Here is an 18,209-nt window from a genome sequence, read left to right on the forward strand (position 1 = left end):
AACGTCGTTGAGCCACAAGCACATCGACGTTCCCCTCACCTCTCACACCCCGAGGACGTGAACCTATGTTGCGCTCCAGCCTCCTCCTGGCGTCCCGCAGCGCGGGTGCCCGCAAGCTCGTCGAGTCGACGCCGCTGACCCGGCCCGTCGTCGAGCGGTTCGTCGCCGGCGCCGACGTCTCCTCCGCGATCCGCGCGACCGCCGAGGTGCTCGGTGACGGTCGCCTGGTCACGCTCGACCACCTCGGTGAGGACACCTTCGAGGAGTCGCAGGCCAACGCCACCGTCGAGGCGTACCTGACGCTGCTGTCGAGGCTGGAGTCGCAGGGGCTGACCGAGGGCGCCGAGGTGTCGGTCAAGCTGTCGGCCGTCGGCCAGTCGCTGGCGATCGACGGCGAGAAGATCGCGCTGGAGAACGCGCGGCGCATCTGCACGGCGGCCGCCGTCGTCGGCACGACCGTGACGCTGGACATGGAGGACCACACCACCACGGACTCCACGCTGGGCATCCTGCGTGAGCTGCGGGTGGACTTCCCGTGGGTGGGCGCGGTGCTGCAGGCGTACCTGAAGCGCACCGAGCAGGACTGCCGCGACCTGGCGCACGCCGGTTCGCGCGTGCGGCTGTGCAAGGGCGCGTACCAGGAGCCCGCTTCCGTTGCGTACCAGGACAAGCACGACGTCGACCTGTCGTACGTGCGCTGCCTGAAGATCCTCATGGAGGGTGAGGGCTACCCGATGGTGGCCTCGCACGACCCGCGCCTGATCGCGATCGCCGCCGACCTGGCGTCCGCGCGCGCCAAGGACTCCTACGAGTTCCAGATGCTGTACGGCATCCGGCCCGAGGAGCAGCGCCGCATCGCCGCCGAGGGCAACCGCATGCGCGTGTACCTGCCGTACGGCGACGAGTGGTACGGCTACTTCATGCGCCGCCTCGCGGAGCGTCCGGCCAACGTGGCGTTCTTCGCCCGGTCGCTGCTCACCAGGAGCTGAGCTCCTCGGCCGTCTCCAGGGCGAACCGCAGCTTCACCGGCTCACCCACCGCGCGCAGGATCTCGACCGCGCGGCGGGTGAGCCGGAGTGCTTTCTCCGTCTCGTACCCCGTCTCGGCGCACAGCCGGCCGTAGATCGTGACCGCGTCGGCGTAGTCGGCGCTCAGGTCGAGATCGAGCCCGGCCAGGTGCCACAGCACGACCGCGATGTGCGCGGTGTTGCGCGCCTCTTCCTTCCGTTCCGCGGCACGGAGTCTGCACACGTGCCGCTGGAGGGCCGAGAGGTAGACCGTGGGCGCCGTCCGCGGCCGCAGCGCCCGGCAGACCTCGACCGTGAACTCCGACATCCCCACCGCGCGGACGTGGTGGTCCGATTCGGACAGCGCGCGGGCCGTGTTCTGCAGCGGTGGCGCCAGTTTCGCGCCGAAGAACTCGACGAGCTGGGACGGCAGGCGCCGGCAGAGGTCGAGGCACTCGTCGGCCGTGGTCATCGCCTCACCGTCCTGGCCGTGCAGGAGCTGCTGCTCCACCAGCGTCGCGAGCGCGATCACGAGACCCGCCTGGTTGGAGACGAGGTCCTCGGTGACCAGGTCCCGGTACACCTCGACGGCCTCCTCGGCCGCGCCGGCGTCGCCCACGACCTTGGCGACGTTGAGCAGTGCGGCGGCCAGGCCCTTGCGGTCCCCGGTCTCACGCCAGAGCATGACGGCCTCGCGGGCGGTGAGCGCGGCATCGATGTCGTCTGCCTGCTCCAGCAACGCCTGGCTGCGCCGCGTCAGCGCGTCGGCGAGCTCGGTGCCGAACGTCTCGGGGTGGGCGACGGCGAGGCGGCGGAACAGGTCCACGGCCTCCTTCAGCGTCTCGCTCGCGGCCTCGGCCCTGTCCAGGTCCAGGAACATGGCACCGGCCGTGACGAGGTTGCGGGCGAGCTCGGGCTCGAAGCGCGGGTCCTCCTGCGCGACCACCCTCCAGTTCGCGAGGGAGAGCTGCATCGAGTCGGCCGCGTGCTGCCTGTTGCCCTCGAAGTGGAAGCGGCGGGCCATCGCGGCGGCGACCCTGGCGAAGTCGGCGCGGAAGAGCGCCGGGTTGTTGCGCGCGAGCTCCTGGAAGAGCAGCGTGGCGCGGCTGATGGCGGTCATCGCGTCCTCGTCGCGGCCGAGCGTCTGGTAGCGGTAGCTGATCTGCTCCAGCGCGGACGCGAGCTGCGGGATGGTCTCCGGGTCGTCCTCCGCGATCTCGCGCCAGAGGTCGATCGCCTCCTCGGAGACGGCCAGCACCTCGTCGTGGCGCTGGGCGTTGATCAGCCTGAGCCCCAGGTCCCCCAGCGCGTCCGCGAGCAGCGGCCGGTTCTCCCGGTCCTGCGCCACGAGCTCGCGGTAGCACTCGACCTCGGCCTGGGAGGCCTCGACGGACTCCTGGCGCAGACCGCACAGCATCGTGCGGGCACTGAGCATCCCGTACATCTCGGCGCGGTCGAGGACGCCGTCGGCGCGGTCGAGCAGCCTGCGGGTGAGGATCGACGGGATCGCGTCGGTGGCGAACCGCTCGTCGCGGAAGACCTCGCGGGCGATGGCCTCCGCGGTGGCGGCGGACCCGATCTCCGCGGCGATGCGGAGGCTGTCGCGGGCCATGTCGCGCACGATCTTCGGGTTGTCCGCGACGAGCTCGTCCAGCCGGGGCCTCAGCGCCGGCCAGCGGTGGGCGGCGCGCGCCAGCAGGTCCGGGTCCGGGGTGTCCGGGGTGGCGACCGCCAGGTAGTCCTCGGCGATGCGGCCGGTCTTGCGGCCGGTGTCGCGCTTGAGGAGCTGCCGGACGAGCTGGGTGCGGTTCACGTCGCACGGATCGCCGTGCACCGCGGTCAGCGCGGCCATGTGCAGGTCGAGGACCGTCTCCTGGGCGATGTTGGGCGGTGGCTCGTCCGGCGCCGTGACGTCGAGCTCCTTGGCGAAGTGCTGGCAGGCGAGGGTGAACGACTCCTCGCGGTCGTCGAGCGTCGCGTCGAGCTCGACGGCCATGACCTCGTGGTCGAAGTCCGCGATCCGCTGGCGGGTGGAGGACCACCACCAGCCCGTGGTCCTCGCCGCGAGCAGCACCCGCGTGCGCGACGGTCCGTGCCGCAGCGTGTCCTGCAGCAGCAGGAAGACGTCCTGCCAGCGGAGCCGGTCGGCGTCGTCGATGACCAGCAGCCTGCCGTGCGCGGCGTCGTCCCAGCACTCCTGCCGGAACTGCTGGAGCAGCCTGGTCTTGCCGGCGCCCGCGGGGGCGTGCAGCAGCAGTGACGCCTGTGGCACGGGGCTGTCGCGCCAGAGCGTGAGCGTGTGCAGCTCGGATTCTCTGCCGTGAAAGGGGACCACCTGCTGGGTGGGATCCAGCAATGCGGCAACGCTGAGTGCTCGGTCCACCGTCACATAGTCGGTCGCTGGTCAGCCGAGGGGTAGGAAGACCACACCATCGTGGCCTTTTCCCGTTCTTCCTTCACCTCAATGTCTACTGGCTTGGAGAAGGTCCAACAGCTACGCGTGATGGCGCCGGTTTCACCCTGGACTGAAATTGTCGGACCTCCCCGGCACAATCGGGAACGTGCTGGTCGCCCTCGTCATCGACGCCGACGGCGCCGGCCGGTGGCAGAAGCTGCACGACGACGGGACTCCGGCGGGTCCCGCGATGACGGCTTCGTCGCCGGCCGCCGCCGTCGCGTCGCTGGAGCGCGCCCACAGACCGCGCTGGGTCTGGGCCGACACGTCCGAGGTCTACCCCGTGCTGCTCGCCGCCGGGGTGCGGGTCGACCGGTGCTGGGACCTGCACCTGACCGAGGCGTTGCTGCTCGGCGCGGAGGGCAGGCACCGCGAGCCGAAGGAGCTCGCCGGGGCGTTGGCGCGGGTGCTCGGGCTGCCCGCGCCGGCCGACTCCGGGCCGCCGAAGAAGGACGACGCGCTGACGTTGTTCGGGCCGGATCCGGTGGTGCTGCCGGGCGACACCGATCCGCTGGACGCGTTGTCGCTGGTTTTCCGCGCCCAGCAGCGGAACCCGGCACTGGGTCTGCTGATCGCGGCGGAGTCGGCGTCGGCGCTGGTGGCCGCGGAGATGACGCACCACGGGTTGCCGTGGCGGGAGGACGTGCACACCCGGTTGCTGGAGGAGGTCCTCGGGCCGCGCCCAGCGCCCGGCCAGCGGCCGAAGTTGTTGCAGGACCTGGCGAACGAGATCCAGGAGGCGTTCGGCGGGCGGGAGATGAACCCGGACGCCCCGGCCAGCATCGTCCGGGCGTTCGCGCGCGCGGGCATCGAGGTGCCCTCCGCGCGGCGGTGGGTGCTGAAGAAGATCGACCACCCCGCGGTGAAACCGTTGCTGGACTACAAAGAGCGCGCACGGCTGTGGGTGGCGCACGGCTGGTCGTGGCTCGACACGTGGGTCGAGGACGGGCGGTTCCGGCCGGACTACGTCGTGGGTGGCGTCGTCACCGGACGCTGGGCGTCGCGGGGCGGAGCGGCCCTGCAGATCCCGCGGCTGATGCGGCAGGCGGTGATCGCCGACGACGGCTGGTGCCTCGTCGCGGCGGACGCGTCGCAGCTCGAACCGCGCATTCTCGCTGCCCTGTCAGGGGATCCGCGGCTGACCGAGGTCTGCGGGGACGACGACCTCTACGCGGCGCTGGCGGCGGACTCGTTCAAGGGCGAGCGGTCACGCGCGAAGATCGCGATGTTGTCGGCGATGTACGGCGGCACGTCCGGTGAGGCCGGTCCGCTGCTCGCCGTGCTGCGCAAGAGGTTCCCGATCGCGGTCGGGTACGTGGAGGACGCCGCCAGGGCGGGCGAGCAGGGCCGGATGGTGCGCACGCGGCTGGGCCGCACGTCGCCGGCGCCGTCCGCGGCGTGGCAGGAGCTGACCGGGGGCGCCGACGACTCCGGGGAGTCGTCGAGCTCCTCGCGGCAGGCGGCGCGCAACTGGGGGCGGTTCACCCGCAACTTCGTGGTGCAGGGCAGCGCGGCGGACTGGACGGCGGCGTTGCTGGGCGTGCTGCGCACCAGACTCCCCGCCGACGCGCACCTCGTGTTCTTCCAGCACGACGAGGTGCTCGTGCACTGCCCCCGCTCCGACGCCGACGCCGTGGTCGAGGCGATCGCCGCGGCCGGGCGCGATGCGACCCGGCTGCTGTTCGGCGAGACATCGGTGCGCTTCCCGATGAACGCGGTGCCGGTGACCTGCTACGCCGACGCGAAGTAAGTCCAATCGAGACGGTCCGCCCCGAGTCGTTGGTCCGAACGGGCGATTGCTCTTACACCGTGAGAGCGCTCTCATAAATGGACTGCACCCGTGACAAGGAGGTCACTCGCGCATGAGGCAACGCCGCCGCATATTCGCGGCCACGACAGCTCTTATTGCCGCGGTACCCCTGGCGATCGTCGCCATGTCCGCCAACGCTGCTATCCCACCCCCTGCCGCGGGATGGACGCAGGTGTGGGGTGACGACTTCAACGGTTCGAACGGATCGCTGCCGTCGAGCGCCAACTGGATCATCGACACCGGCCACGGTTACCCCGGCGGACCTGCCAACTGGGGTACGGGCGAGATCCAGAACTACACGAACAGCACGAACAACCTCAAGCTCGACGGCAACGGCAACCTGCGCATCACCGCCCTGAAGGACGGCGGGGGCAACTGGACGTCGGCGCGCATCGAGACCCAGCGCTCGAACTTCAAGCCGGCGGCCGGCGGGAAGCTCGCCATCGAGGGCCGCATCCAGATGCCGAACGTCACGGGCGAGGCAGCCCTGGGCTACTGGCCCGCGTTCTGGACGCTCGGCGCTCCGTACCGCGGCAACTACTGGAACTGGCCGGGCATCGGCGAGTTCGACATCATGGAGAACGTCAACGGCATCAACTCCGTCTGGGGCGTGCTGCACTGCGACGTCGCTCCCGGCGGTGCCTGCGGCGAGTTCACCGGCATCGGCAACTCGCGGACGTGCCCCGGCGCGTCCTGCCAGTCCGCCTTCCACACCTACCGCTTCGAGTGGGACGACGCCGCGAAGACGTTCACGTGGTTCGTCGACGGCCAGGCCTTCCACCAGGTGACGCAGGCTCGTGTCGGCGTCAACGTCTGGAACGCGATGACGTCGCACGCGGGGCACTTCATCCTGCTCAACCTCGCGATGGGCGGCGCGTTCCCGAACGCGCTGAACAACAACCAGCCGACCCCTGTCGCGGCCACCCAGTCCGGGCACTCGATGGTCGTGGACTACGTGGCCGTCTACTCGGCTGGCGGCACCACCCCGACTACCACCACCACGACCACGACGTCGAACCCCGGCGGCGGGGGTTCCGCGTACAGCGAGCTGCAGGCGGAGAACGCTTCCGAGCGGTCCGGCGGCTCGGTGGCACCCGGTGACGGCGGCACGGGCGTGCACCAGATCGCGAACGGCGGTTACGTGAAGTTCTCCGGCGTCAACTTCGGCACCGGACCCGCCCGGCAGTTCTACGCCCGCGTGGCCTCCGGAGCGGGAGGCGGCGTGAGCGGTCTGGTCGAGGTGCGGCTCGGGTCGCGCACGGCCACGCCGGTCGGATCGTTCGCGGTGGGCAACACGGGTGGCTGGGACGCGTGGAGAACCATCCCCGCGAACATCTCGAACATCTCGGGCACCCACGACGTGTACGTGACGTTCAACAGCGGCCAGCCCGCGCCTTACGTCAGCTTGAACTGGGTGAAGTTCGGAACCTGACCCTGGGTTCGCGACCCGCTGAGCCCGTCCGCTAAGATGGCATCCGCAACGCGCGGATGATTAGCTCAGCGGGAGAGCACTACCTTGACACGGTAGGGGTCACTGGTTCAATCCCAGTATCGTCCACTCGAGAACGGGCCCGGTCACGTGACCGGGCCCGTTTTCTGTTGCCGCCGAGCAGGTACGGTCGGCTCGTGTACGCCGAACGTCCCGCTCCCGCGGGTCTGGCCTGCCTCTGGACGCGCACGGTGTCGTCACCGACCGTGCAGCGCGTGGTGCCGGACGGGTGCACGGACCTGATGTGGACACCCGCGTCCGGCGCGCTGTTCGTGGCCGGTCCGGACACTTCCGCTCAACTCGCCACGGTCGCTCCCGGCACGTTGTACGGCGTGCGGCTGCCGCCGGGTGCGTTCCCGTCGGTGTTCGGGGTGCCCGCGCACGCGATCCGCGACCTGCGGGTGCCGTTGTCCGAACTAGTGCCCTCGGCCCGGCTCGACTCCTTCTCGGACATGGTGTCGTTCTGCGCTTCGCGGGTGGTCGTGGATCCCGCTCTGGCCGCCACCGCGTCGTTGCTGCGGTCCGGCGACGTCGGCACCGTCGCGTGGGAGATCGGGCTGAGCGCACGTCAACTGCGGCGGCGGTGCCTGGACGCGTTCGGCTACCCGCCCAAGGTGCTGCAACGGGTGCTGCGCTTCGACGCGGCGCTGCGGCTGGCCTGGAAGGGCGTGCCGTTCTCGGCCGTGGCGTTCGAAGCGGGTTACGCGGACCAGGCACACCTGGCCCGCGAAGTGCGCGCGCTGGCCGGCGTGCCGCTGGGTCAGCTGATCCGGCCGTAGCGGCGCAGGGTCAGCAGCGCGTCGACCGTGGCGATGGAACGCCATTCGAAGTCCACGATCGGCGTGAAGGCTGGAAAGCCGAAGTTCCAGCCGCCGTCGGCCTGCTGACCTTTCTGCAGTGCGTCGAGGTCCTCGCCGAACTCTTCGTCGGTGAACCAGGCGCGGGCGAGGCTTGTCGGTTTCGACGCGTAGATGTGCAGCTCCAAGCCTTCGCCGTCGGCGTAGCCCTCGGTGCTCGGCTTGAGGTGCCTGAGCTTCTCGGCGGCCAGTTCGGCGCGGGCCCGGTCCGGCACCTCGTCGAGGAACATCACCGCGGCCCGCAGCTCGTACGGGTGGGTGTTCTCCAGCTTCTCGATCTCCTGCCAGCAGTAGCCGGTGGCCTTGTCGAGCCACGGGTCCGCCACCCCGAGCGCGTGGAGGGCGGCGGCGATCTGGGCGGTCAGGAGCAACCCACCCTGGTCGTCGGCGGCGACCCACGGCGCCTTGGGGTGGTCCTTGGAGGTGGACATGCCGAACGGCACGCTGCCGTCCGGGCAGGTAGCGGTCAGCCAGGCCAGGATCGATTCAGCATGCTCGGGGGCGCCGGCCTCGCCGAACATCTGGAGCGCGCGCAGGGCGTGCAGCGGCTGGCTGGTGGGACCGCGGTGGTCGGGTTCGAGCCCGAAGCCGTACCCGCCGTCGTCGTTGCGGTAGGCCAGCACCGCCTGCACCACGTGCTCGGCCCTCCCGCCGAAGAAGGCGTGCTCGAACCAGCGCTGTTCCAGCGTGCGGGCGTTGTGCCAGAGGAAGGTCCTCGCTTGCTCGATCATGTCCCCGAACCTAGGCCGGTCGCGGTGCCGGGTCTTGAACGAATCGGCCATGTGACCTGATCAGCTGATTCGATCGGCTCCACCGGGAACCGGTCCTATGCGAAAATCCTCCAACAGGGGTGTGGAGTTCTGAGGGGAGCTGGCCAGGATGCTGATGTTCGACGCACTCGTTCCGATCAAAGCTGCGGCGATGGGGGCGGCCGCCGGCGCCGCCGCCGGTGCGGCAGCAGGCGCGGGTGGTGCTGGAGTCGCGAAGTTCAGCGTCGAACCGGAGCAGGCCCAAAAGATGATCGACGGCCTCAAGCAGGCACTTGAGGAACTCATGAGCCTGCGGAGGACGAGCGAAGGAATCTCGCGCGCAGGTGCTCCGGGCCCTGACCCGTACAGCGGCATCGCGACCCTCGCGATGCGCAGAACCGCTGGCGCCGAACCCGGTGGTTATCTCTGGGCGAACCAGGAGGCCCAGAAAGCCCTGGAACAGACCATCAAGAACATCGAGAAGGCCCTCTCCGAGTACCAGGCCACCGACGATGCGGCGAAGTCCGCGATGAAGGGCTGACAGACCTTGAAGCGCATGACCGCCCTGCTGACCGCTGTGCTCGCGTTCGTTGCGCTGGCGGGGTGCACTGGCAACCAGACCGGTGGAAACCCGACCACGGCTCCGCCGACCGGTGGCGAGCAGACGAGCAGCCAGCCCACCAGCGAGGCATCGGGCCCGAAACTCGACATCGCCAAGTTCGTCAGCGCACCGTGCAGCATCCTCACCGCCAGCCAGATCTCGACGCTCGGTGCGGTGCGCACGGCGGAACCCGGCACGTCCGCACTTGGTCCCAACTGCACCTGGGACGGTCAGGACCCCATCAAGAACTCGACGTACGAGATCTCGGTGACCACCGGCAAGGACTTCGACGCGATGAACGAGAACTCCAAGAAGAACGGGGTCTTCGTGGACAAGACGATCGACGGCGTGCGAGTCATCTCCACGGACGGAACCGACGCGTCGATGTACTGCTTGACCTCGATCCAGGCTTCCAAGACCGATTCGGTCACGGTGCAGATTTCCACCGCCTCGGACGAACGAGGGACCAAGAAGCCCTGCCCGGAGACGGAACGGGTCGCACAACTGATCATCACGAACCTGAAGGGGTAGCGGGATGGCTGGGGATGAGCCGAACATCGGCGGTTTCGCGTTGCTCCCCTTCGCGGGCGGCGAAACGATCTACAAGTGGTTCCAGGCCGGCAGCGGTCCGAGTCAGAGCACCGCGATCACGTCTCAGGCATGGCGTGATCTCTCGAGCGGTCACGGAGACGTCGCTCAGCTGATCGAGAAGGCCGTGCGCGACTCCGGTGCAGCCTGGGAAGGCTCCGCGGGTGACGCGGCCCGGGGCGGGACTTCACCGCTCGCCACCTGGGCAACCGTCACCGGCGACTCGGCCACGCAGGCGGGTACCAACGCGGACACCGTCGGCGAGGCGTACGTCAACGCCGCGAACTCGATGTCCAAGCCGCCGGCCGTGCCGGACAAGCCGTTCCTGAACGACCTGGCGCCCTGGGACACCGACTACGACCAGGCAGTCGAGAAGAACCAGCAGGTCAGCGAGCAGAACATCCGGGCGTTCAACCAGTACGCCGGTGCTGTCAACGCGACCATGAACAACCAGCCGACGTTCATCGCGCCCACCGCCACGGAGGGAAGCGTTCAAGAGGGAACAGGCGGCGACCACCGGATCGACGAGGTCGGTTCCAACGGCAAGAACCCGCCGCCGATCGGCAGCAACCCCCCGCCCGGCAGTGGTGACCGCAGCGGTGGCGGGGACGGGGGCACCAACCTGTCCGGCTGGAAGCCGCCGAGCTCCGGCGGTGGCGACGACACCGGCACGTCCGGCGTGAACGACCCCAAGTTCACTCCCCCGCCGCCCACCGACATCGGCCGCCCGCGGCCCGACATCGGCGTTCCGACCGTGCCGCCGGACGGCATCTACAACCCGAACGACCCGCGCAGGCCCGGCGGTCCGCTCGACCCGAACAACCCGCGCAGGCCCGGTGGCCCGCTCGACCCCAACAACCCGCGCAACCGTCCCGGTGGGCTCAACGGCCCCGGCGGCGGTGGTGCCGGTGGTGGTGCCGGCGGCGGTCGTGGTGGCGGCGGCGGTGGCGGTCTCGGCGGGCCCGGTGGTGGTGGCCTCGGTGGTGCCGCGGCGGCCAAGGGCATGGGTGGACCTGGCGGCATGGGCGGCGGCTTCGGTGGCGCGGCCGGTGTCGCCGGTGGTCCCGGTGGTGGTGCCGGCGGCTTCGGGCCTGCCGGCGCGGGTGCCGCGGGTGCTGCCGGTCGTGGTGGTGCGGCGGGCATGGGTGCCGGAGGTATGGGCGCCGGTGGCGCTCGTGGTGAAGGCGCGGAGGACTCGGAGCACAAGTCCGCGTCGTACCTGCAGGAGACCGAAGACATCTTCGGCGACGGAACGATGGTCGCTCCGCCGGTCATCGGCGGATAAGGGGGAAACGTGCTGCGGAGCAGGGTCGCCATCCCTGTCACGGCGCTTTACCAGGCGTGGCAGGCCGCGGGCCTGCCGACGCTGCACCGTGCACTGCTGGCCCAGGTCGACTTCGACGAGGGACTCCTCGAGTCGGGTGACGTGAGCGAGCTCGAACGGTTGCAGCGGTCGGCGTGGGCGCAGCTCGAGCAGTACGGGCTCGCGCGTGGCGGTCAGATCCACCCGGATCTGACCAACGCGCTGCGGCTCGTGGTCGAGGCCGGCGTGGAGTACTGGGCGTTCTTCAGCCTGAAGGACGGCCCTCAGCAGAGCGTGCTGGTCGTGTCGAACGGCCAGGACGCGCTGCGGATCCTGCTCACGCCGGACCAGCAGTTCGTGCTCGAGCCGGTGCGGGCGGACGAGGCTCCGCAGGCGTTGATCGGCGCTCTGCCGCCCACGCCGGCGGGCCGGGGCAACCCGATCACGCTGCCCGAGGAGGCGCTGCAGAAGAAGCGGCAGCCGTCCTACGAGGACACCGGCTCGTTCCTGCAGCAGAGCAGGCCGACGAGCACGCCGAACGACCAGCTCGTCGCGCAGCTCAACGAGATCATGAGCCAGCCGCGCACCGGTGGCGGTCAGGTCTTCTCGGCCAAGCGCGATCACCTGGGCCGCAAGCAGCGCTGCATCAACCCGCTGACGTACATCGACACGCCGAGCGGGCGGTACCTCGCGGCCAAGAGCGACGGCTGGCTGCGGGTGCAGCCGGCCGACTTCGGCACGCTGACGCGGATGACCGCGACGATGCCGTAAGAGGACACGCGAAGGCCGGGTCGCAGCCGCTGCGACCCGGCCTTCGTCGTTCAGGAAAACCGCAGCGCGTCCGGGCCCAGGTCGGCCGGGCTGCGGTGCCCGGACAGCCCGAGCGTCAGGTCGAAGTCCGCGAGCAGGCTGCGCAGCACGTGCCGCACGCCGACCTGTCCGCCGTGCGCCAGCCCGTAGGCGAAGGGCCGTCCGACCATCACGGCCTTCGCCCCCAGCGCCAGCGCCTTCACGATGTCGGCGCCGGTGCGGATGCCGGAGTCGAACAGCACGTCGATCTGCTCCCCCACCGCCTCGACGACGGCGGGCAGCACGTCCAGCGACCCGACAGCCCCGTCGACCTGACGGCCACCGTGGTTGGAGACGACAACACCGTCCATTCCGCACTCGACGGCCTTGCGGGCGTCGTCGGGGTGCTGGATTCCTTTCAGGACGATCGGCCCGTCCCAGTGCTCGCGCAGGAACGCCAGCTGCTCCCACGACTTGTCGGTGCCGGTGAACAGCTGCACCCAGCGCAGGATCGCCATCGGCAGGTCCTCCTCGGGCGACTTCTCCAGCCCGGCGCGGAAAACCGGGTCGCTGAACGGGATCGCCGTGCCGACCGCGCGCAGGAACGGCAGATAGGCCTGGTCCAGGTCGTGCGGCCGCCACGCCAGCGTCCACGTGTCCAAGGTGACGACCAGCGCCGTGTAACCGGCCTTGCGCGCCCGGTCCAGCAGCGACGCGCACACGTCGGGGTCGTTCGGCCAGTAGAGCTGGTACCAGCGCGGCCCGTCGCCGGACGCCTCGGCCACCTCCTCGATGGTGTGCGAGGAGGCGGTCGACAACACCATCGGCACGCCGAGCTCGGCGGCGGCCCGCGCGGTCGCCAGCTCGCCGTCCGGATGCAGGATCGACTGCACGCCAACGGGTGCGAGCATCACCGGCGCGGGCAGCTCAGTGCCGAGCACCGACACACCCAGATGCCGCTCGGTCGCGTTGGTCAGCATCCGCGGCACGATCCGCACGCGGTCGAACGCCTCGCGGTTCGCCCGCACGGTGGCGCCCGACCCCGCACCTCCCGCCACGTACCAGAACGGGCCCGGTCCCAGCCTGTCGCGCGCGGACTGCTCCAGCGCGTCGGGATCGGTGGTGAACGGCGGCACGGCGCCACCGAGCCCCTGCAGGTAGATCTCGTTCTGGTACGCGGCGAAGGAGGTCATGCCGCCTACTTTGCTACGAAGCGAGCTGCACTAGGAAGAACTCGTTGCCGAAAGGGTCGCTGAACCAGGTGGCCCGATCACCCCACGGCATGGTCTCCGGCTCCCCCTTCACCGTCACCCCCTTCGCGACGAACCCGGCGACGTCGCCGTCGATGTCGTCCGTGATCAGCGAGATCCCGCAGCCCGCCGCGAACGACACGACGGGCCCGTCCGCCTGCGACAGCGCGAACGCCGTCTGGGCGCCGGGAGGAGCGACGGTCAGCCAGCGCATGCCCGCCTCGTTGCTGTCCTGCCGCTTCTCCCAGCCCAGCACGTCCACGTAGAAGCCCAGAGCCTCGTCGAGGTCGCGGACGTTGATGGTGGTCGAGTGCACATGAGTGATCATGCGCAGAACGCTAGGCGCGTACCTCCACCGGGCGCTTCTTCAAAACCGCTCGCCTGGGCCAGCGCGACTCCAGCCAGATCGCGATCGGCGCGGCGGTGACCACTGTGGACACCGTGCCGGCGACGAGGCCGATCAGCAGGGCGATCGCGAAGTTGGCCAGGGAGCCGTCGCCGAGCACCAGCAACGCCGCCAGGACGAAGAGCACGCCCAGGCCGGTGTTCACGGTGCGCGGCACGGTTTGCACGACCGCGTCCGAGACCACGTCCGGGTACGAGGCCTTCAGTCGGGAGCCGCGCAGTTCGCGGAGGCGGTCGAAGACGACGACCGAGTCGTTGACCGAGTAGCCGATCACGGTCAGCAGGGCCGCGAGGAACACTCCGTCGGCCGTCTTGCCCATCCACGCGAACACGCCGATGAGCACGAGGACGTCGCTGAGCAGCGCGGCGACCGTGGCGAGGCCGAGGCGCCAGTCGAAGCGGACGGCCAGGTAGCCCAGCTGGGCGGCCACGGCGATGGCGAGGCCGATCACGGCGTTGCGGCGCAGTTCCGAGGACAGCGACGGGCCGATGAGCTCGTTGCTGGACTGGCGGGCGCCGCCGTCGACGGCCGAGGAGACGACCTCGCCCAGGCGTGCGGAGGTGGCGTCGTCGATCGGGGCGGTGCGCAGGGAGACCTCGTTGCCCGACGACGAGACGACCACGTCGGAGAAGCCCGCGTCGGCCAGGGCGGTGCGCACCCGGCCGGAGTCCACGGGGCCGCCGGCGGCGAAGTCGAGCATGCGGCCGCCGGTGAACTCGACGCCCAGGTTCAGGCCTCGGGCGACGAGGCCCGCGACGGCCACGAGCACCACGGCACCGGCGCTGATCAGCCACAGCGACGGGCGGCGGTACAGCACGACGGACAGGCGCTGGCGGACGAAACCGAGCGTGTGCAGGCCGCTCAGGCGCGGCCGCTTGGTGACGAACCGGGTGCCGAGCGCCCAGACGACGAGCACGCGGGAGAGGACCAGGGCGCTGAACATCGACGCCAGCACACCGATGGTCAGGGTGACGCCGAAGCCGCGGACCGGGCCCGTGGCCAGCCAGAACAGCAGACCGGCCGCCAGCAGGGTCGTCACGTTCGAGTCGGCGATCGCGCTCAGGGCGCCGCGGAAGCCGCTCTCCGAGGCGCGGCGGAGGTTGGGTTTCCTCGCGTACTCCTCGCGTGCCCGTTCGAAGATCAGGACGTTCGCGTCGACCGCCATGCCGATCGCCAGCACGAAGCCGGCCAGGCCCGGCAAGGTCAGCGTCGCCCCCACCGCCAGCAGTCCGGCGTACGCGACACCCGCGTAGCCGACCAGTGCGACCACGGCCAGGAATCCGGCGAGCCGGTAGGCGAACATCAGGAACAGCGAGGTCAGGGCGATGCCGATGATCGCGGCCTTGGCGCTGGCCTCGATCGCCTCGGCGCCGAGGGTCGCGCCGACGGTGCGCTGTTCGATCACCTCGACCGGCACGGGCAGCGCGCCGGAACGGACGACCAGCGCGAGCTCCTTGGCCTCGGCCTGGGAGAAGCGGCCGGTGATCGTGGTCGAGCCGCCCGCCTGACCGGCGCCGCAGGGCGTGTCGAGGCTGACCTCGGGGGACGAGATCGGCTTGCCGTCCAGCACGAACGCGATCTGCCGGCCGGGGGTGCCGGACGGCTCGCAGGCCGCCTCGCCGGTCACCTTCTGCCACTTCGCCGGGGCGTCGCCCTGGAACTGGATGTTGACCACGAATCCCGCGCCCTGCGGGTTGCGCGCGGACTGCGCGTCGGAGATGCCCTCGCCGGTCATGACGGTCTGGCCGCCCCGCTGCACGGTGAGCTGCGCGGTCTGGCCGAGGACCTTCACGGCCTCCTGCGGGTCCTGGACGCCGGGCAGCTCGACGACGATGCGGTTCTCGCCGGAGCGGGCGATCACCGGTTCGGCGACGCCCAGCGCGTCCACTCGGCGCCTCAGCACCTCCAGCGAACGGTCGGCGGCGTCGGCGTCGCCCTTGGCCTCGAGGACGATCTGGGTTCCACCGCGCAGGTCGAGGCCGAGGCGGGGATCGGTGGTGAGCAGCAGGAAAGCGGAGGCGACGAGGACCCCGAGCGCTATGAGTGCGCGCACGAGCAGCCCTCGTCGCGCGGTGTCGCGCGACATGGGTGAGAAGACCTTCCGGAGTGGGTTGCTGGAAAAGGGGATTCAGCGACCGGAAGGCGGTGAGCGAGCGGGCTGGGGCGTCCAGCGCAGACCGTCGGGCGTGCGGTGCACGCGCCGGGCGAAGGAGATGACGAACCGGACCGGCATCGCGGGCTTCGCGACCGGCGGCACGTCGGAGGCCACCTGGGCCTGCGGCACCTGGGCGGCGTGCGGGTTGTGCGGCTGGGGCGCGGTGACCGGCAGGTTCGCGAAGTCGTGGCCGTGCCGGATGACGGAACCGGAGACGACGGGCTCGGCGGGCGCGGCGGCGATGAACAGCTGTCCGAGGAACAGCAGGAACGCGAGCGCGACCGCGTTGCGACGCATCACCGCTTCCTGCCTCCACCGACGTAGACGAGCGCTCCCCCCACGACAGCGCACAACCAGGAAAGCACAAGTGGCTGCATCGTCGTAGCCCCGAAGAACAAAGCGACGGTCCAGCCGAGCAGGACCAGGGCCGAGACGGCGAGCAGGGAGACGGTCACCGCGAGCTTGCGCAGACCGAAGAGCAGCTTGAACGGCCGCAGGCGCAACGCCACGACCAGGCAGCACAGCACCAGCGCGCCGGTGAAGAAGCCCAGGTAGGGCGTCGGCCGGGGCATGCCGGCGAACAACCCGAGCAACCCGCCTCCGACCAGCAGCAACGAGAGCGTGCGCAGCGCGCGCCACACCTGCACCTTGTTCAACTGCAGCGGCGCGGGCCTGGCCGAACGCCGCCGTTGCACGGTCGCGAGGTTCGCCTTGGAGTCCGCGTCGGACGGATCGAGCTTGATCGCCGTGCGGTACGCGTGCTCGGCGGTGCCCCAGTCGCGCATCCGCAGGGCCGCGTCGCCGAGCACCTGGAACGCCCGTGCCTCGGTCGGCGCGAGCTGGGAGGCGTGCAGGGCCGAGTCGAACGCCTCGACGGCGCCGTCCGGCGCGTCGGCCAGGACCTCGGCGAGCACGACGTAGCAACGCCAGTCGCCGGGTTTGCGCCGCACGGACTCCCGCGCCGCGACCGCCGCCTCCTGGTGCCGGCCGAGGTCGCTCAGGGCCAGTGCCGCCAGCCGCTGAGGCCAGGCGGGCTCACCGTCGAGGACCATCGCGCGCTTGGCCGAGTCGAGGGCGTTGTCCGCCTCGCCGAGGTCGAGCTGGGCGGCGGCGAGCCGGCACCAGGCCTCGGCGTGCCGAGGGTTCGCCGCCACGAGGGGCCGCAGCAGGTCGATCGCCTGCCGCGGCTTCCCCGAGGCGGTGAGGTCGGCCGCTCGTAAGAGGACCGCTGTCATCGGCTCGGACACGCCGCACAGTGTGACAAAGCGTCTCCGGCCCCCGAACGGGTGACCTCAGCGAGCCGTCCCGAACCAGCGGGCCAGCGCCCCCTCCAGGCCTGCCTGGTCCTCGCCGGCCCACGCCACGTGCCCGTCCGGCCGCAGCAGCACCGCGGGCGCGTCGAGGTCCTCGGTGACGTCGACGACGTGGTCGACCCGGTCCGCCCAGCCCGCCGCCGACAACGTCCCGGCCTGGTCGAGCAGGATCCCGCGCCCGGCGTGCATCTGCGCGTAGAGCCCGCCGCGCTTGAGCGCGAGGTCGCCGATCCGCCGTCCCACCAGGTCGTTCTCCGAGCCGAGGTCGTAGCGGATCGAGACCGCGATGATCTTCTCGGTCAGGTACCGGTTGACCTCCTCGAACTGCACGAGCTCGGTGAACAGCCGCCGCACGGACTGCGGGCCCGGCTCGACCTTCATCAGCTCGATCTGCGCTCGGGTGTTGTTGAGCACCTCCTCGGCCACCGGGTGGCGTTCGGCCTCGTAGGTGTCCAGCAACCCCTCCGGCGCCCACCCGTGCACGGCCGCGGCGAGCTTCCAGCCCAGGTTGAACGCGTCCTGCACGCCCAGGTTCAGCCCCTGGCCCCCGGTCGGCGGGTGGACGTGCGCCGCGTCGCCCGCGAGGAACACGCGGCCGCAGCGGTAGCGCTCGGCCTGCCGGGTGGCGTCGCCGAAGCGGGACATCCACCGCGGCGCGTGCACGCCGAAGTCGGTTCCGGCGATCTTGACGAGCTGCTCCTTGAAGTCGTCCAGCGTCGGCGCGACCGTCCGGTCCTCGTTCACGCCCTCCGCGGGCACGATGACGCGGTAGGTCGCGGTGCCGCCGATCGGGCCGATGCCGAAGCGCTTCTGCGTCTTGCGGACCTCCAGCATCAGCGGCATCGCCTCCTCCCACGGGATGCCGATCTCCATCTCGCCGAGCAGCGTCTCCACCCGCGACGGCTCACCGGGGAAGTCGATGCCGGCCAGCTTGCGCACGGTGCTGCGCCCGCCGTCGCACCCGACCAGGTACCGCGCCCGCACCGACGTGCCGTCCGCGAGCTCGACGGTCACCCCCTCGTCGTCCTGCGTGAACGCGGTCACCGTGCTGCCGCGCCGGATCTCGGCACCGGCCTCGACGGCGTGTTCGGTGAGCAGGCGTTCGATGTGCGGCTGCGGCAGGCCGAGGACGACCGGGTACTTCGTGTCCAGCCGTTCCGGCGCGGGCCTGTCGATGCCCGCGAAGAACCCGGCGAGCGGGTGCGTCGTACCCGCCTCCAGGAACCGCTCGGCGATGCCCCGCTGGTCCAGGACCTCGATGCTGCGCGCGTGCAGGCCGAGCGCCCGGACGACCTCGGTCGGCTCCGGATCCCGTTCCAGCACCACCACGCCCACGCCGTGCAGCCTCAGTTCGCCGGCCAGCATCATGCCGGTCGGTCCACCGCCGGCGATGATGACGTCGATCATGGAGTGATCCCCATTTCCCCAGGTGGATGA

At 70.7% G+C, this 18,209-nt stretch carries 16 protein-coding genes and 1 tRNA gene; 9 read left to right on the top strand and 8 right to left on the bottom strand.

The window, feature by feature from the left end; genetic code table 11:
* Positions 1-65 precede the first annotated feature (65 nt).
* Positions 66-989: a proline dehydrogenase family protein gene (locus ORI60_RS14980; protein WP_266037827.1), complete on the top strand. Its 924-nt coding sequence runs from the start codon at positions 66-68 to the stop codon at positions 987-989.
* On the opposite strand, the gene ORI60_RS14985 is transcribed toward ORI60_RS14980, so the two are convergent.
* Positions 976-3,390, bottom strand: coding sequence for a hypothetical protein (locus ORI60_RS14985; RefSeq protein WP_266037828.1), 2,415 nt, complete (start codon positions 3,388-3,390; stop codon positions 976-978). The genes ORI60_RS14980 and ORI60_RS14985 overlap by 14 nt on opposite strands.
* Before the next feature lie 178 nt (positions 3,391-3,568).
* Here ORI60_RS14985 and ORI60_RS14990 point away from each other — a divergent pair, with 178 nt between their 5' ends.
* The 4 genes from ORI60_RS14990 (at position 3,569) to ORI60_RS15005 (ending at position 7,540) form a co-directional block, all read left to right on the top strand.
* Entirely contained in the window at positions 3,569-5,212 is a 1,644-nt protein-coding gene (locus tag ORI60_RS14990) for a bifunctional 3'-5' exonuclease/DNA polymerase (protein WP_266037829.1), read from the top strand.
* Positions 5,213-5,324: 112 nt separating this feature from the next.
* Positions 5,325-6,704 (top strand): carbohydrate-binding protein, encoded by a 1,380-nt coding sequence (locus tag ORI60_RS14995; protein ID WP_266037830.1) that lies wholly within the window; start codon positions 5,325-5,327, stop codon positions 6,702-6,704.
* A gap of 54 nt (positions 6,705-6,758) precedes the next feature.
* Positions 6,759-6,830, top strand: a tRNA-Val gene (locus ORI60_RS15000).
* A gap of 68 nt (positions 6,831-6,898) precedes the next feature.
* A complete protein-coding gene (locus ORI60_RS15005) occupies positions 6,899-7,540 on the top strand; it encodes a helix-turn-helix domain-containing protein (protein WP_266037831.1) in 642 nt (213 codons plus the stop codon).
* On the opposite strand, the gene ORI60_RS15010 is transcribed toward ORI60_RS15005, so the two are convergent.
* Complete coding sequence (locus tag ORI60_RS15010; RefSeq protein WP_266037833.1) at positions 7,522-8,349, bottom strand: hypothetical protein; 828 nt, start codon at positions 8,347-8,349, stop codon at positions 7,522-7,524. The genes ORI60_RS15005 and ORI60_RS15010 overlap by 19 nt on opposite strands.
* A 148-nt stretch (positions 8,350-8,497) precedes the next feature.
* Between ORI60_RS15010 and ORI60_RS15015 the strand changes: the two genes are divergently transcribed.
* Genes ORI60_RS15015 through ORI60_RS15030 form a run of 4 tightly spaced genes read left to right on the top strand, consistent with a single transcriptional unit; the run spans position 8,498 to position 11,630 of the window.
* A complete protein-coding gene (locus ORI60_RS15015) occupies positions 8,498-8,908 on the top strand; it encodes a hypothetical protein (RefSeq protein WP_266037834.1) in 411 nt (136 codons plus the stop codon).
* A 15-nt stretch (positions 8,909-8,923) separates the two neighbouring features.
* Positions 8,924-9,499, top strand: coding sequence for a DUF3558 domain-containing protein (locus tag ORI60_RS15020; RefSeq protein WP_266037835.1), 576 nt, complete (start codon positions 8,924-8,926; stop codon positions 9,497-9,499).
* Positions 9,500-9,503: 4 nt separating this feature from the next.
* Positions 9,504-10,841, top strand: coding sequence for a PPE domain-containing protein (locus ORI60_RS15025; RefSeq protein WP_266037836.1), 1,338 nt, complete (start codon positions 9,504-9,506; stop codon positions 10,839-10,841).
* A 9-nt stretch (positions 10,842-10,850) separates the two neighbouring features.
* Positions 10,851-11,630 (top strand): ESX secretion-associated protein EspG, encoded by a 780-nt coding sequence (locus tag ORI60_RS15030; protein ID WP_266037837.1) that lies wholly within the window; start codon positions 10,851-10,853, stop codon positions 11,628-11,630.
* A gap of 50 nt (positions 11,631-11,680) precedes the next feature.
* Here ORI60_RS15030 and ORI60_RS15035 read toward each other — a convergent pair whose 3' ends face one another.
* Genes ORI60_RS15035 through rox form a run of 6 tightly spaced genes read right to left on the bottom strand, consistent with a single transcriptional unit; the run spans position 11,681 to position 18,179 of the window.
* Positions 11,681-12,841 (bottom strand): lactate 2-monooxygenase, encoded by a 1,161-nt coding sequence (locus tag ORI60_RS15035; RefSeq protein ID WP_266037838.1) that lies wholly within the window; start codon positions 12,839-12,841, stop codon positions 11,681-11,683.
* 13 nt (positions 12,842-12,854) lie between these two features.
* Positions 12,855-13,226 carry a VOC family protein gene (locus ORI60_RS15040; RefSeq protein ID WP_266037839.1) on the bottom strand — a complete coding sequence of 124 codons (372 nt, stop codon included), beginning with the start codon at positions 13,224-13,226 and terminating at the stop codon, positions 12,855-12,857.
* 10 nt (positions 13,227-13,236) lie between these two features.
* Positions 13,237-15,390 (bottom strand): protein translocase subunit SecD, encoded by a 2,154-nt coding sequence (gene secD, locus ORI60_RS15045; protein ID WP_266037840.1) that lies wholly within the window; start codon positions 15,388-15,390, stop codon positions 13,237-13,239.
* Between the two features lie 42 nt (positions 15,391-15,432).
* Positions 15,433-15,756, bottom strand: a complete 324-nt coding sequence (locus tag ORI60_RS15050) for a hypothetical protein (RefSeq protein WP_266037841.1) — start codon at positions 15,754-15,756, stop codon at positions 15,433-15,435.
* Positions 15,756-16,706, bottom strand: a complete 951-nt coding sequence (locus ORI60_RS15055) for a tetratricopeptide repeat protein (RefSeq protein ID WP_266037842.1) — start codon at positions 16,704-16,706, stop codon at positions 15,756-15,758. The genes ORI60_RS15050 and ORI60_RS15055 overlap by 1 nt, the downstream gene beginning before the upstream one ends.
* 45 nt (positions 16,707-16,751) lie before the next feature.
* Positions 16,752-18,179, bottom strand: a complete 1,428-nt coding sequence (rox, locus tag ORI60_RS15060) for a rifampin monooxygenase (protein ID WP_266037843.1) — start codon at positions 18,177-18,179, stop codon at positions 16,752-16,754.
* Positions 18,180-18,209: the final 30 nt, after the last annotated feature.

The sequence above is a fragment of the Lentzea sp. NEAU-D7 genome (genome assembly GCF_026242055.1).
GTDB lineage: Bacteria > Actinomycetota > Actinomycetes > Mycobacteriales > Pseudonocardiaceae > Lentzea.

Coding starts and splice junctions, on each gene's coding strand:
- ORI60_RS14980 (WP_266037827.1), top strand. CDS start 66: ATGTTGCGCTCCAGCCTCCTCCTGGCGTCCCGCAGCGCGGGTGCCCGC.
- ORI60_RS14995 (WP_266037830.1), top strand. CDS start 5,325: ATGAGGCAACGCCGCCGCATATTCGCGGCCACGACAGCTCTTATTGCC.
- ORI60_RS15010 (WP_266037833.1), bottom strand. CDS start 8,349: ATGATCGAGCAAGCGAGGACCTTCCTCTGGCACAACGCCCGCACGCTG.
- ORI60_RS15015 (WP_266037834.1), top strand. CDS start 8,498: ATGCTGATGTTCGACGCACTCGTTCCGATCAAAGCTGCGGCGATGGGG.
- ORI60_RS15020 (WP_266037835.1), top strand. CDS start 8,924: ATGACCGCCCTGCTGACCGCTGTGCTCGCGTTCGTTGCGCTGGCGGGG.
- ORI60_RS15025 (WP_266037836.1), top strand. CDS start 9,504: ATGGCTGGGGATGAGCCGAACATCGGCGGTTTCGCGTTGCTCCCCTTC.
- ORI60_RS15035 (WP_266037838.1), bottom strand. CDS start 12,841: ATGACCTCCTTCGCCGCGTACCAGAACGAGATCTACCTGCAGGGGCTC.
- ORI60_RS15040 (WP_266037839.1), bottom strand. CDS start 13,226: ATGATCACTCATGTGCACTCGACCACCATCAACGTCCGCGACCTCGAC.
- secD (WP_266037840.1), bottom strand. CDS start 15,390: ATGTCGCGCGACACCGCGCGACGAGGGCTGCTCGTGCGCGCACTCATA.
- ORI60_RS15050 (WP_266037841.1), bottom strand. CDS start 15,756: ATGCGTCGCAACGCGGTCGCGCTCGCGTTCCTGCTGTTCCTCGGACAG.
- rox (WP_266037843.1), bottom strand. CDS start 18,179: ATGATCGACGTCATCATCGCCGGCGGTGGACCGACCGGCATGATGCTG.